The organism is Streptomyces sp. NBC_01267, assembly GCF_036241575.1.
GTDB lineage: Bacteria > Actinomycetota > Actinomycetes > Streptomycetales > Streptomycetaceae > Streptomyces.
In genome coordinates, this window is sequence record NZ_CP108455.1 from 1,284,521 (window position 1) to 1,298,390 (window position 13,870).

Here is a 13,870-nt window from a genome sequence, read left to right on the forward strand (position 1 = left end):
ACAAATCAGTGACTCAGCTCACCACGGGTGACTGTCGGTGGGGTACGGCATCATCGGAGCGTGACGCGACGCCTGATGCTCCTCGATTCCGCTTCCCTCTACTACCGGGCCTACTTCGGGGTCCCCGACTCCGTACGGGCCCCGGACGGCACCCCGGTCAATGCCGTCCGCGGGCTGCTCGACTTCATCGCCCGGCTGGTGCAGGACCACCGGCCGGACGATCTGGTCGCCTGCATGGACGCCGACTGGCGCCCGCAGTGGCGGGTCGACCTGATCCCTTCGTACAAGGCGCACCGGGTCGCGCAGCTGACGGCGGAGGGGCCCGACGAGGAGGAGACCCCGGACACCCTGGCCCCGCAGGTCCCGGTGATCGAGCAGGTGCTGGACGCCCTGGGCATCGCCCGGGTCGGCGTGGAGGGGTACGAGGCGGACGACGTCATCGGCACCCTGGCCGGGCTGGCGACGGGCCCGGTGGACATCGTCACCGGCGACCGCGACCTCTACCAGCTGGTGGACGACGCACGCGGTGTGCGGGTGCTCTATCCCCTGAAGGGCGTCGGGAACCTCCAGCTCACCGATGAGGCGCTGCTGCGCGAGAAGTACGGGGTGGACGGCCGGGGGTACGTGGATCTGGCGCTGCTGCGCGGCGATCCGAGCGACGGGCTGCCCGGGGTGCCGGGAATCGGCGAGAAGACCGCCGCCAAGCTGCTCGACGCGTTCGGTGATCTGGCCGGGATCATGGCCGCCGTCGACGATCCGGCGTCCGGGCTGACGCCCTCGCAGCGCCGGAAGCTCGACGAGTCCCGCCCCTACGTGGCGGTGGCGCCGACGGTGGTGCGGGTCGCCTCCGACGTACCGCTGCCCCCGTTCGACCCGGAGCTGCCCGTCGAGCCGCGCGATCCTGCGGCCCTGGACGAACTCGCCGCCCGGTGGGGTCTGGGTGGATCGCTCCAGCGGCTGCTCTCCACTCTGCATCCCTGAGGTGCTAACTTAGGTGAACCTAAGAAACCTTGATCAGGGAGCTGTCCGTGGCAGAACAACCGGCCCGTAAGACACCGCAGGCCCGCGAGGCACAGGTGGTGCGCGTCGAGCGGATCACTCCGCACATGGTGCGTCTCGTCCTCGGCGGTGAGGGGCTGGAGACGTTCGACGCAACGGAGTTCACCGACCACTACATCAAGGTGCTGTTCGCGCCCGAGGGCGTGAGCTATCCGGAGCCGTTCGACATGGCCCGGATCCGTGAGGAGTTCCCGCGCGAGCAGTGGCCGGTCACCCGGACGTACACGGTGCGGGCCTGGGACCCGGCGCTGCGCGAGCTGACCGTCGACTTCGTGGTCCACGGCGACGCGGGTCTGGCGGGTCCGTGGGCGGCCAGGGCCCGGACCGGCGAGACGGTGCGCTTCCTGGGCCCCGGTGGCGGGTACGCCCCGGACCCGGCCGCCGACTGGCACCTGCTGGCGGGCGACGAGAGCGCGCTGCCCGCCATCGCCGCCGCGCTGGAGCGGATGCCCGCGGGCGCGGTGGTGCATGCCTTCGTCGAGGTGTCGGGCGCCGAGGAGGAGCAGAAGTTCCTCACCCCCGAGGGCGTCGAGGTCACCTGGCTGCACCGCGGTGACCGCCCGGTCGGTGAGGCGCTCGTCGAGGCGGTGCGCGGCCTGGACTTCCCGGCCGGTGACGTCAGCGCCTTCGTGCACGGTGAGGCGGGCTGTGTGAAGGAGCTCCGGCGCCATCTGCGGATGGACCACGGAGTGCCCCGCGAGCGGCTGTCGATCTCCGGTTACTGGCGGCTCGGCCAGGACGACGAGACCTGGCGGGCGGCCAAGCGGGAGTGGAACGCGCAGGTGGAGGCCGAGCAGGAGCAGACTGCCTGACCTCGTCACGAGAAGAGAACCCCCGCGAACCCCCGGCCGTCAACGACGGCCGGGGGTTCTCCGTTTCGGGGGAATTCCCGGCGCGGACCGTCGGCGGCAGGCCCGAGGAGGGTAGGTGTCCGCTCGGCCCACGTGGCCGTGGAGAGGCCGTCCGGCCAGAAGTCCGCCCCCCGTTGGTCAGTTGTGCGGACAACTGACCAATCCGTGCCGTCCACGGCTCCGAATAGTGACCGGGAACCCACATGCCCCCTGTCCGCACCATGGAGGAACGTCGCGTGAAAGAAGCCGTGCACATCAGCGGAGCCGCCTCGGCCGGCCCTGATCTGCAGCAGTTGCTCGCCCAGGTCGCGCGTGGGGACCAGGACGCCTTCTCGCGTCTGTACGACGCCGTGTGCGGCCCCGTTCTCGGGCTGGTGCGCACGGTGCTTCGTGACCCCGCCCAGTCGGAGGAAGTGGCCCAGGAAGTACTCCTGGAGGTGTGGCGCACCGCGGCCCGTTTCCGTACCGACCGCGGTTCCGCGATGAACTGGGTGCTGATGCTCGCCCACCGCAGGGCGGTCGACCGGGTGCGCTCCGCCCAGGCCGCGTCGGACCGCGAGCACAAAGCCGCCCTGCTGGACCGGACACCTGCCTTCGACGAGGTCACCGAGCAGGTGGAGGCCCGGCTGGAACGGGAACAGGTACGGCGCTGCATGGGCTCTCTCACCGAGGTGCAGCGCGAGTCGGTGACGCTCGCGTACTACCGGGGGCTCGCCTACCGGGAAGTGGCCGAGCTGCTCTCCGTACCACTCGGCACCATCAAGACTCGACTGCGCGACGGACTCATCCGGATGCGCGACTGCCTGGGGGTCAGCGCATGATGACGGCGGATCTGCACACGCTCACCGGCGCGTACGCGCTCCACGCACTGGAGCCGGACGAGCGCGCCGCGTTCGAGGAACACCTCCGGGCGTGCCCGGCCTGCACCCAGGAGGTGGACGAACTGATCGCCACCGCGGGCAGGTTGGGACTCGCCGTCACGGTCACCCCGCCCCCCGCTCTCAAAGTACAGGTCATGCGGCGGATCGCCACCGAGCGGCAGGAGGCGCCACTGTTGCGGCGGCACTCGCGTGGCGGTGGCGCCCGCGGTGGGCGCGCACTGTCGCGCTTCGCGCTGGCCGCCTGCCTGGCCGCCGCCGTCGGCTTCGGCGGGATCGCGGTGTGGCAGCACCAGGAGGCGGGCGACGCGAGGACCAGCGCGGCACGGTCCGAACAGCAGGCCCAGGCGCTGGCCTCGGTGCTCGCCGCCCCGGACGCGAAGGTCACCACGGGGAAGCTGAAGGGCGGCGCGACCGGCACGGTCGTGGTCTCGCACAGCAGGAACAAGGCGGCGTTCCTGGCATCCGGACTGCCGAAACCGCCGAGCGGCAAGACGTATCAGCTCTGGTTCGACGACCACGGCACCATGCGCTCCGCCGGTCTGCTGAATTCGGCTTCCGCCGCGGCCGGGACGGTCCTCGACGGCCCGGTGGACTCCGCGCAGGGCATGGGCCTCACGGTCGAACCGGCGGGCGGTTCGGCGGCCCCGACCACCGCTCCCCTCGCGCTGATGACGTTCTCCGCCTGAGCCCGGGAACGTACGGCACGGGGGGCCTGCCCGGTCGGCCGGGCAGGCCCCCCGTGGTCCGTGATCTCAGCTCCGCTTCGGCGGGAGTGGGAAGAAGCCGCTGGTACGCGCCGTGTACGCGGCGAAGCCGGGCCGGTCGGCCATGTGCCGCTCCAGGAGCCGTTTTCCGCTGCCGCCGATCAGCAGGAAACTCATGACCAGCGGGCTGACCACGGTCACGGCGGCCACCACCGGGTCGTCACAGACGATCAGGAAAAGCCCCCACCAGACACAGAAGTCACCGAAGTAGTTGGGGTGCCTGGTCCAGGACCAGAGGCCGCGGTCCATGATCCGGCCACGGTTCGCGGGATCGGCCTTGAACCGGGCCAGCTGCCGGTCCCCCACCGCTTCGAAGAGCAGACCGGTCAGCCAGAGCACGCACCCGGCGTAGCCGGCGGGCCCCAGCTTCCCCGGCAGGTACATCGCGGCCTGCACCGGCAGCGAGACCAGCAGGACCAGCAGGCCCTGGAGCAGATAGACCATACGCAGCGCGTAGAGGTTCCGGTGGCCCGGCGCCCTGGCGAGCATCGCCTCGTACCGGGCGTCCTCGCCGTGGCCGCGCCCGCGGAGGGCGATGTGCACGGCGAGCCGCAGCCCCCACACGACGGTCAGCACGGTCACCAGGAGCCGCCGTACGCCGTCGCCCTCCCCCGCCGACACGGCGTACGCGACGAGCGCCACCGCCGCGAAGGCCGCGCCCCAGGCGATGTCGACGATCCGGTGCAGTCCCCTGGCGACGGCGAGGGCGAAGGTGAGGAGCATGACGGTGAGCGCGGTGGCCGCGGCGGCGCCGACGCCCTGGCCGAACGCCCCCCACGGGTAGCCGTTCACCGCCGGGCCCTCTCGTACCACTCCCCCGGGGTGGCGGGCATCCCGCTGCGGCCGCCGTCCCCGGGCCGTACCGCGAGGAGTTGGTCGACGCCCATTCTGCGTTCCTCGAAGGCCAGTCGGCCGCCCGCCAGGTACAGCCGCCAGACCCGGGCGGTCTCCTCACCGACCAGCGCGCGGAATTCCTCCCAGCGCTTCTCCAGGGTGTCCTGCCAGGCGGCGACCGTCCGGACGTAGTGCTCACGAAGGGACTCCACGTGCCGCACTTCGAGCCCCGCGCCCTCCAGCAGCGAGACCGTCTCTCCGAGCGGGCGCATGTGCATGTCAGGCGCGATGTACGCCTCGATGAACGCGCCGCCGCCGGGTGCGACAGCGCCCCGGGACATCTGCTGGACCAGTACCCGGCCCTCCGGACGGAGCATCCCGTACAGCGTGGCGGCGAAGCCGGGGTACTCGGCGTCGCCGACGTGTTCGCCCATCTCGACCGTGGACACCGCGTCGTAGTCGCCTCCGTGGATGTCGCGGTAGTCGCAGTGGCGTACCTCGACCAGCTCGGTCAGTCCCCGTTCCTCGACCTGGCGCCTGACGTGCTCCGCCTGCTCCCGGGCGAGGGTGACGGCGGTGACCCTCGCCTTGTACTCCTGCGCGGCGTACAGGGTGAGCGATCCCCAGCCGCAGCCGATGTCCAGCAGCCGTGATCCGGGCTCCAGTTGAAGCTTGCGGCAGATGAGTTCCAGCTTGTCGCGCTGGGCGTCGGCCGGACCGTATCCGGGGTCGTCGCTCGTCCAGTACCCGCAGGAGTACGCCATCGTCCCGTCGAGCAGCAGCGCGTAGAAGTCGTTGGAGAGGTCGTAGTGGTGGCTGATGGCCGCCCGGTCCCGGGCCTTGCTGTGCAGGGCACCGCGCAGCCGGGCCTCGGCGGCCGGTGCGGCGGGGCGCGGGCCGAGCGCCCCGAGGCGGAGCGCGGTGCGTACGGCGCGGGCCCGGTCGCCGACGGTGAGCTGCGGCGGGCGCAGCCCACGGGTGCGTACCGCGCCCCACACCGTACGCAGCCCGTCGGCGAGATCGCCCTCGATGTCGAGCTCACCGGTGATGTATGCCTGGGCCAGGCCGAGTTCGTCGGGCTGCCAGACGAGCCGCCGCAGTGCCCGGCGCGAGCGCAGGACGACCAGGGGCGCGCCCGCGGGACCCGCGGTGGTGCCGTCCCAGGCGCGCAGGCGCAGCGGGAGCCGCCCGCCGAGTAGTTGTTCGGCGAGCGGGAACAGCTGCTGAGCAGCGCCGGTCCGCGTCTGAAGGCGCGTCATCGGGAGGTCTCCTTGGTCAGCAGCAGTTGCTGCACATCGAGATAGCCGGATCGGAAACCCGCTTCGGAGTAGGCGAGATAGAAGGTCCAGAGCCGCCGGAAGGTCTGGTCGAAGCCGAGGGCGCCGACCTCCGGGGCCTGTTCCTCGAAGCGTTCGCGCCAGAGCCTGAGGGTTTCCGCGTAGTGCGGCCCGAAGCCCTCGCGCCCCCGGACGCGCAGCGCCGTGCGTTCCGTGGTGATCTGCTCGATCGCCTCGGACGAGGGCAGCAGTCCGCCGGGGAAGACGTACTTCTGGATCCAGGTGAAGGTGTTCTTGCTGGCGAGCATCCGCTCGTGCGGCATGGTGATCGCCTGGAGGGCGATGCGGCCGTCCGGCGCGAGGAGCCGGTCCAGGATCATGAAGTACTCCGGCCAGAACTCGGCGCCCACGGCTTCGATCATCTCGACGCTCACGACCGCGTCGTACTCCCCGACGACCCGGCGGTAGTCGAGGAGTTCGACGGTGACCCGGTCCTCGAAACCCGCATCGCGGATCCGCTCCACGGCCAGCTGCCGCTGCTCCTGGGAGAGCGTCACGGTGTGCACCCGGGCGCCGCGTCCGGCGGCCCGGACGGCCAGCTCGCCCCATCCGGTGCCGATCTCCAGGAGCCGGGTGCCGGGGCCGACCCGTGCCTCGTCGAGCAGCCGGTCGATCTTGCGGTGCTGGGCGGCGGCCAGCAGGGACCGGTCGGCGGGGAAACCGCGGAAGAGCGCGGAGGAGTACGAGAGCGTCTCGTCGAGGAAGAGGGCGAACAGGTCGTTCGAGAGGTCGTAGTGGTGACGGATGTTCTCCCGTGACCCCTCGGGGGTGTTGCGCTGTGCGGCGGGCTGTTTCCTGGCCCAGAGGGCGCGCAGCTTCTGCAGCGGCGCGGGGATCAGGCTCGCGGCCCGGTCGGCCAGCACGGTCAGCACACCCACCAGGTCGGTGGCCGACCACTCGCCCGCCATGTAGGACTCGCCGAAGCCGATCAGGCCGCCCGCGCCGATCCGCCGGAAGAACGCCTTCGGCTCGTGCACGTCGAGTACCGGACCGCCGAGCCCCAATGTTTCGGTGGTCCCGAGACGCACCCGGAGTTCGAGCCCGGACAGTGCCCGCCGGACGATCCGCTCAGCGAGGGCCGTACGGAGCCACGAGGCGCGGGGCAGCCGCGCCACATCGGGCCAGCGGACGGCGTCGACCGCCGCACGCGGGCAGGTCGGCGGGGTGGTCGCGGACCCGGGTGATCCGGGTGATCCGGGAGACGCCGGGGAGACGGACACACTCACTTCACGCCCTCCTGGGACTGGTGACGGGGACGGGGCCGGACGGGCAGCCCCCGCAGATAGAGCCATATGCCGTGTACCCGGATCGCGAGGGAGACGGCCATGGTGGACCACGGATGGCGGAGCGCCGCCAGCAGCAGGACGGCGGTGGTGGCGGGCCTGCGCTCGCCGCGCACGGTCGCCGTGAAGGGGCGGGTGCCGTTCCGTTCCAGCTGGACCGTGAGGTTCAACCGGTCGTCGGGCTCGGGCAGTCGCATCCGGTAGTCGCCGTCCACCGGGAAGAACGGCGAGACGTAGAACTCCTTCTCCACCACGTCCCGCCCCGCGGTGTCGGGACGGAGCAGATAGCAGTGCCGTTCCCCGTAGGTGTTGTGCACCTCGGCGACGACGCAGAGCGGCCGGCCGTCGGCGTCGCGGCACCAGTAGACGGTGAGCGGGTTGAAGACGTGTCCCAGGACCCGCGCGTGCGCGAGCATCAGCACGCTGCCACCGGTGAGGTCGACTCCCCGGGCGGCCAGGAACCTGTCCAGACCCGCCCTGATGGTCCGGTCACCGCCGCCGAAGTGGTCGCGGCCCTCGAACCGGGCGAGCGGACGCAGCGGGTACGGCAGCCGGGGCGGCCGGTCGGGGTCGATCAGCCACATGTAGGTGTGGTGGTGCAGGGTGTGCCGCACGGGCGCGGTCCGCACGTGGGTGATCGTGGACGGATAGACGGCGTTCACCACATCACCCCCAGCGCTGCCGCCGCCTCGGCGCCCGAGCGGCAGCCGTCCTCGTGGAACCCCGCGCCGTGGTAGGCCCCGGCGTATGCGGTGACCGGGCCGTTCAGCTCGGGCAACAGGCGCTGCGCGGCCACCGATTGGACGGTCTGGACCGGGTGTTCGTACACCATGCGGTCGAGCACCTGGGCCTCGTCGATCAGGTCGGAGCCGTTCAGGGTGACCAGATAGGTCTCGGGGGCGTCGAGGCGCTGGAGGCGGTTCATGTCGTAGCTGACCTGCACGCGGTCGGCGCCGCTGGAGCACTGCGGCATCAGGTAGTTCCAGGAGGCGCGGGCCCCGGGGCTGCGGGGCAGCACCGAGGTGTCCGTGTGCAGCAGGGTGGGGTTGCGCGAGTAGCGGAAGGCGCCGAGCAGTTCGGTCTCCCGCGCGGTGGGGTCGGCCAGTATCCGGAGCGCCTGGTCGGGGTGCACGGCTATGACCACCGAGTCGTACCGCGCGGTGCTCCCGCCGTCCGTGGTGAGTTCGACACCGTCCTCGGTACGGCGCACGCTGCGGACCGGGGTCGAGGTGTGCAGTGCGGTGAGTTCCTTGCCGACCCGCTCGACGTAGGTACGCGAGCCGCCGGTGACCGTGCGCCAGGTGGGGGATCCGGTCACCGCGAGCATGCCGTGGTGCGCCAGGAAGCGGAAGAGCGGGACCGCGGGGTGGCCCAGCGCGGTGGTGGGGTCGCAGGACCAGACGGCCGAGACGAGCGGCGTCATGAAGTGCGAGACGAAGTACGGGGAGAAGTCACCGCGGGCGAGGAACTCGCCCAGTGTCAGCCGCCCGGCGCTGCCGGGCGCGGCGAGCACCTGCCGGGCCCTGCGGTGGAAGCGGGGCACCTCGGCGAGCATCCGCAGATAGCGGGCGCGGAAGAGGTTGCGCGGCTGGGCGAGGAGGCCCGGCAGGCCGCGCGCACCGGCGTATTCGAGTCCGCACCCCTCGCACCGTACGGACATGCTCATCTCCGACTCCTGGGTGGTGACGCCGAGTTCGGCGAAGAGCCGGAGCAGCAGCGGATAGGTGCGCTCGTTGTGGACGATGAACCCGGAGTCGACCTGGTACACCCGGCCGTCGGCCGACGCCAGGTCGTGGGTGTGGGCGTGACCGCCGAGCCGGTCGTCCGCCTCGTACAGCGAGACCTCGTGTGCGCGCCGCAGGACGTGCGCGGCGGTCAGCCCCGCGATTCCGCTTCCCACCACTGCCGTCCGACGCCTCTGGTCCGCCATGCCGCTCCCTCCGGAAGTCATTTCGGGCACCGCCCCTCACCAGGCATTCGGGGCCACTGCCCCTGGGGATTGGTCCCTCACTCGATCGGATGAGGGGCCCGTCCGGACCAATCCGCGGGCACACCGGCCCCGAATAGCCGTCGTGAGTGCACTTCGGAGAGCTGAGGCCGCCCCGGGCGGACAGATCACCGGTCGCGCGACGCCCCGCGTCGCGGCGGCTCACGCCGTGGTGCCCCGACCCCTTCGGCCGCTGTACGTAAACCCCTTCAAGGAGACCTTCATGAACACCTTCCGCTTCCCCCGTGTCGCCCTCGTCGTCGCGGGTGCGGTCGTGCTGCCGCTGGCGCTGTCCGCCTGTTCCAGCGACAGCTCGAAGGACAGCTCCAAGGACAAGTCGGACAGCAAGCCCGCCAGTTCGGCTTCGGCGCCCAAGTCCGACGCCATGGACACCAGCAAGCCCTTCGGGCCGGGCTGTGCCACCGTGCCGAAGAGCGGTGCGGGCAGCTTCAACGGCATGGCCCAGGACCCGGTCGCGACCGCCGCTTCGCACAACCCGGCGCTGTCCACCCTGGTGACCGCCGTCAAGAAGGCCGGTCTGGTCGACACGCTCAACAACGCCCAGAACATCACCGTGTTCGCGCCGACCAACGATGCCTTCGACAAGATCCCGAAGGCCCAGCTGGACAAGGTGCTGGCTGACAAGGCGATGCTGACCAAGATCCTCACCTACCACGTGGTGGGCCGGAAGCTCGCGCCGAAGCAGCTGGAGAACGGCTCGTACCCGACCCTGGAGAAGGGCACGCTCACCACGGCGGGCTCCGGTGTGTCGTACAAGGTCAACGACGTGTCGAGCGTCGTCTGCGGCAACGTCCCGACGTCCAACGCCACCGTCTACATCGTCGACACGGTGCTGATGCCGAAGTAACACCTGATCCGACCTGATCCTTCGGGTGCCGTGCACCGAACGCTCCGGGCCGCCGCGCTTCCGTGCGGCGGCCCGCGCGCACCCGGTACGGCGATCAGGCGCTACGGCAGAGAACCGGTCCGGCCGGCGGTCGCCCCCTCGCTCCCTCGTACCCTTGAGCACGATGAGACGCAAGACATCCCGGCCCCCGGCGCCGCTGCCGCAGCGCGAGGGAATCGATCCGGTCCGGCTGAGGCTCCCGCTCGACGGCGCGTGGGCGACCGTGCGCGACCACCTGGTGGAGCGGCTGCCGGGCGGGGCCGCGGCGGTCGACGCGATGCTGCGCGAGGGTGCGTTCGTCGGCGCCGACGGGCCGGTCGGCGCGGCCACCCCGTACGCACCCGGCACCTCGGTCTGGTTCCACCGGGACTTCCCCGACGAGGTGCCCGTCCCGTACCCCATCGACGTCCGCTACCGGGACGACCACATCCTCGTCGCCGACAAGCCGCACTTCCTCGCCACCACCCCCCGGGGCAGCCATGTCACCCAGACCGCGCTGGCCCGGCTCCGCCACGACCTCGGGCTGCCCGCGCTCAGCCCCGCCCACCGGCTGGACCGGCTGACCGCGGGGCTGGTGCTGTTCTGTGTACAGCCAGGGGAACGCGGCGCGTACCAGACGCTGTTCCGGGACCGGAAGGTACGCAAGGAGTACGAGGCGGTCGCGCCCTACCGGCCCGCGCTGGTCCTGCCGCACACCTCGCGCAGCCGGATCGAGAAGGTACCGGGGATCGTCGCCGCCTTCGAGACACCCGGCGAGCCCAACAGCGAGACCCGGGTGGAACTCCTGGCGCACACCGGGGGACTCGGGCGCTACCGTCTCACCCCGGTCACCGGCCGGACGCACCAGCTGCGGGTCCACATGAACGCGCTGGGTGTTCCGCTGCTCGGAGACCCGTTCTACCCGGTGGTCACCGATCCCCCGCCGGACGACTTCACCCGCCCCCTCCAACTGCTCTCGCGGGTACTGGAGTTCACCGATCCGGTGACCGGGAAGGAGCACCGCTTCGAGAGCGGTCGCACGCTGCTGGCCTGGACGTCGTACGAGGAGTGGGCCGCGGGCCGCCCCTGACAGGAGAGCGGCCCCCGCCGGGAATTCCCGGCGGGGGCCGCACACTCACCGCTCACCCGGGCGGTCAGCCCACCGAGCTGTACGCCACCACGCCCCGGCGCACCGCGTCGACCGCCTTGCGGGCGTTCCGCGAGACCGTGCTGCCCTCGCCCGGCGCCGCTGCCGCGATCTGCCCCAGGACGTCGATGACCTGCTTGCACCAGCGCACGAAGTCGCCTGCGGGCATCTCGGCGTCGCGCAGCACCTCGTCGAGTCCCTTGCCGGACGCCCACTGGTAGGCGGCCCAGGCGAAGCCGAGGTCGGGCTCGCGCTGGCCGACGCCCTCCGTCTGGTTGATCTTGAAGTCCTCCTCCAGGGCATCGAGCCTGCCCCAGATGTGGACCATCTCGCCCAGCGCGGTCTTCGCCGCCCCCGACGGCACCTTGGGCGCGACCGCGTCGTCGGACTGGCGGGCCTCGAAGACCAACGCCGAGGCGCACGCGGCCAGTTCCGCGGGGCTGAGCCCCTCCCAGACACCGGCCCGCAGGCACTCCGAGGCCAGCAGGTCCAGCTCTCCGTAGAGCCTGGCGAGCCGCTTGCCGTGCACCGTCGCCTCGTCGCCGCGCAGATAGTCCAGCTCGGTCAGCAACGCGTAGATCCGGTCGAAGGTACGGGCGATGGTGTTCGTCCGGCCCTCGATCCGGCGCTCCAGCTGCTGGGTGTCGCGCCGGAGCCGGTGGTAGCGCTCGGCCCAGCGGGCGTGGTCCTCGCGCTCGTCGCAGCCGTGGCAGGGGTGCGCGCGCAGCTCGGACCGCAGCCGGGCGATCTCCCGGTCGTCGGCCGCCGCGGCACGCTGCTTGCGGTGCCGCTCGGGCACGATGTGCCCGGCCTTGGTACGCAGCGCCGACGCCAGATCCCGCCGGGACTGGGGCGACCTGGCGTTGAACGACTTCGGGATGCGCATCCGCTCCAGCGACTCGACCGGAACCGGGAAGTCCATCGGGGCCAGCCGCTTGACCTGCCGCTCGGCGGTGAGTACCAGCGGCCTCGGCCCGTCGAACGTCTCGAAGCCGCGGTGCCCGTTGGCCCGCCCGGCCGGCAGTCCCGGGTCGAGGACGAGGGCGAGACCCGCGAACTTGCCGGTCGGCACATGGATCACATCGCCGGGCTTCAGCTTCTCCAGCGAGTCCGCGGCGGCGGCCCGGCGCTGCACGGCGCCCTGCTTGGCCAGCTCGGTCTCGCGGTCCTTGAGCTCACGGCGCAGCCGCGCGTACTCCTCGAAGTCGCCGAGGTGGCAGGTCATGCCCTCGCGGTAGCCCGCGATGCCCTCCTCGTTCTTCTGCACCTGCTTGGAGATGCCGACGACCGACTTGTCGGCCTGGAACTGGGCGAAGGAGGTTTCGAGCAGTTCGCGCGAGCGGTGCCGTCCGAACTGCTGCACCAGGTTCACGGCCATGTTGTAGGAGGGCCGGAAGCTGGAGCGCAGCGGGTACGTACGGGTACCGGCCAGGCCCGCGAGCGCGCCCGGGTCCATGCCGCGCTGCCACAGCACCAGCGCGTGCCCCTCGACATCGATGCCGCGCCGCCCGGCCCGGCCGGTGAGCTGGGTGTACTCACCGGGGGTGATGTCGGCGTGCTGCTCGCCGTTCCATTTGACCAGCTTCTCCAGCACCACCGAACGGGCCGGCATGTTGATGCCGAGTGCCAGGGTCTCCGTCGCGAACACGGCCTTGACCAGGCCGCGTACGAAGAGCTCCTCGACGACCTCCTTGAAGGTCGGCAGCATCCCGGCGTGGTGTGCGGCGATGCCCCGCTCCAGACCCTCCAGCCACTCGTAGTAGCCGAGGACGTGCAGGTCCTCGCGGGGGATCGAGGCGGTGCGCTCCTCGACGAGCTCGCGCACGGTCGTGCGCGCCTCCTCGCTGTTGAGCCGCAGTCCCGCGTACAGACACTGCTGTACGGCGGCCTCGCAGCCGGCCCGGCTGAAGATGAAGGTGATCGCGGGCAGCAGCCCCTCGGCGTCCAGCCGTGCGATGACCTCGGCCCTGCTCGGGGTCCAGATCCGGCTGCGGGAGCGCCGCTCGCGCTCCCGGTCCGCCTCGCGCACCATCTTGCCGCGGCGGCGGTCGCGCGGGTTGTAGGTGCGCTGGTTCTCCTGCCGGGCCATCCGCAGCAGATCCGGGTTGACCTCGCGCTTGGCGCCGCCCCGGCCGCCGTGGTCGGTCGACTCCTCGAAGAGGTCGTACATCCGGCGCCCGGCCAGCACGTGCTGCCAGAGCGGCACGGGCCGGTGCTCGGAGACGATCACTTCGGTGTCGCCGCGGACGGTGTCCAGCCAGTCACCGAACTCCTCGGCGTTGGAGACGGTCGCCGAGAGCGAGACCAGGGTCACGGACTCCGGGAGGTGGATGATCACTTCCTCCCACACCGCGCCGCGGAAGCGGTCGGAGAGGTAGTGCACCTCGTCCATCACCACATGGCCGAGCCCGAGGAGCGCCTGCGAGCCCGCGTACAGCATGTTCCGCAGGACCTCGGTGGTCATGACGACCACCGGGGCGTCCGCGTTCACGCTGTTGTCGCCGGTCAGCAGGCCGACCTTGTCCGCGCCGTAACGCTTGGCCAGATCCGCGTACTTCTGGTTGGAGAGCGCCTTGATCGGCGTGGTGTAGAAGCACTTGCGGCCCTGCTCCAGGGCCAGGTGCACGGCGAACTCGCCGACGATCGTCTTGCCGGAGCCGGTGGGCGCCGCGACGAGCACGCCCTTGCCCGCCTCCAGGGCCTGGCACGCCTCGATCTGGAAGGGGTCGAGCTCGAAGTCGTACATGCCACGGAAGGGGGCCAGCGAAGTGGCCTCCTCGGCAGCTCGGACGCGGGCGGCTGCGTATCGCTCAGCGGGCGAAAGGTCCTCGGTCATCTTGT

Annotated in this window: 12 protein-coding genes; 6 read left to right on the plus strand and 6 right to left on the minus strand. The window is 71.3% G+C overall.

What is annotated here, in order from left to right; all coding sequences use genetic code 11:
- The first annotated feature begins 75 nt into the window (after window positions 1–75).
- From OG709_RS05995 to OG709_RS06010, 4 genes are all read left to right on the plus strand, one after another.
- On the plus strand, window positions 76–981 hold the full coding sequence (locus OG709_RS05995; protein WP_250303638.1) for a 5'-3' exonuclease: 906 nt from the start codon (window positions 76–78) through the stop codon (window positions 979–981).
- A gap of 47 nt (window positions 982–1,028) precedes the next feature.
- Window positions 1,029–1,871, plus strand: a complete 843-nt coding sequence (locus tag OG709_RS06000) for a siderophore-interacting protein (RefSeq protein WP_250303313.1) — start codon at window positions 1,029–1,031, stop codon at window positions 1,869–1,871.
- A gap of 275 nt (window positions 1,872–2,146) precedes the next feature.
- Window positions 2,147–2,731 carry a sigma-70 family RNA polymerase sigma factor gene (locus OG709_RS06005; protein WP_250303312.1) on the plus strand — a complete coding sequence of 195 codons (585 nt, stop codon included), beginning with the start codon at window positions 2,147–2,149 and terminating at the stop codon, window positions 2,729–2,731.
- A complete protein-coding gene (locus OG709_RS06010; RefSeq protein ID WP_250303311.1) occupies window positions 2,728–3,477 on the plus strand; it encodes an anti-sigma factor in 750 nt (249 codons plus the stop codon). The genes OG709_RS06005 and OG709_RS06010 overlap by 4 nt, the downstream gene beginning before the upstream one ends.
- 66 nt (window positions 3,478–3,543) lie before the next feature.
- Here OG709_RS06010 and OG709_RS06015 read toward each other — a convergent pair whose 3' ends face one another.
- Genes OG709_RS06015 through OG709_RS06035 form a run of 5 tightly spaced genes read right to left on the minus strand, consistent with a single transcriptional unit; the run spans window position 3,544 to window position 8,939 of the window.
- Window positions 3,544–4,347 (minus strand): DUF1295 domain-containing protein, encoded by an 804-nt coding sequence (locus OG709_RS06015; RefSeq protein ID WP_266643892.1) that lies wholly within the window; start codon window positions 4,345–4,347, stop codon window positions 3,544–3,546.
- Window positions 4,344–5,648: a cyclopropane-fatty-acyl-phospholipid synthase family protein gene (locus tag OG709_RS06020; RefSeq protein ID WP_329165147.1), complete on the minus strand. Its 1,305-nt coding sequence runs from the start codon at window positions 5,646–5,648 to the stop codon at window positions 4,344–4,346. The genes OG709_RS06015 and OG709_RS06020 overlap by 4 nt, the downstream gene beginning before the upstream one ends.
- Window positions 5,645–6,952, minus strand: a complete 1,308-nt coding sequence (locus tag OG709_RS06025) for a class I SAM-dependent methyltransferase (RefSeq protein ID WP_401277238.1) — start codon at window positions 6,950–6,952, stop codon at window positions 5,645–5,647. Before OG709_RS06025 ends, OG709_RS06020 begins: the two co-directional genes overlap by 4 nt.
- Window positions 6,949–7,674, minus strand: a complete 726-nt coding sequence (locus OG709_RS06030) for a DUF1365 domain-containing protein (protein ID WP_329165149.1) — start codon at window positions 7,672–7,674, stop codon at window positions 6,949–6,951. The genes OG709_RS06025 and OG709_RS06030 overlap by 4 nt, the downstream gene beginning before the upstream one ends.
- On the minus strand, window positions 7,668–8,939 hold the full coding sequence (locus tag OG709_RS06035) for an NAD(P)/FAD-dependent oxidoreductase (RefSeq protein ID WP_329165151.1): 1,272 nt from the start codon (window positions 8,937–8,939) through the stop codon (window positions 7,668–7,670). The genes OG709_RS06030 and OG709_RS06035 overlap by 7 nt, the downstream gene beginning before the upstream one ends.
- A 280-nt stretch (window positions 8,940–9,219) precedes the next feature.
- Here OG709_RS06035 and OG709_RS06040 point away from each other — a divergent pair, with 280 nt between their 5' ends.
- The gene (locus tag OG709_RS06040; protein WP_266643888.1) at window positions 9,220–9,864 is read left to right on the plus strand and encodes a fasciclin domain-containing protein; all 645 of its coding nucleotides are present in this window, start codon (window positions 9,220–9,222) and stop codon (window positions 9,862–9,864) included.
- A gap of 163 nt (window positions 9,865–10,027) precedes the next feature.
- The gene (locus tag OG709_RS06045) at window positions 10,028–10,972 is read left to right on the plus strand and encodes an RluA family pseudouridine synthase (RefSeq protein ID WP_266643886.1); all 945 of its coding nucleotides are present in this window, start codon (window positions 10,028–10,030) and stop codon (window positions 10,970–10,972) included.
- A 64-nt stretch (window positions 10,973–11,036) separates the two neighbouring features.
- On the opposite strand, the gene OG709_RS06050 is transcribed toward OG709_RS06045, so the two are convergent.
- Window positions 11,037–13,865 carry a DEAD/DEAH box helicase gene (locus tag OG709_RS06050; RefSeq protein ID WP_250303304.1) on the minus strand — a complete coding sequence of 943 codons (2,829 nt, stop codon included), beginning with the start codon at window positions 13,863–13,865 and terminating at the stop codon, window positions 11,037–11,039.
- Window positions 13,866–13,870: the final 5 nt, after the last annotated feature.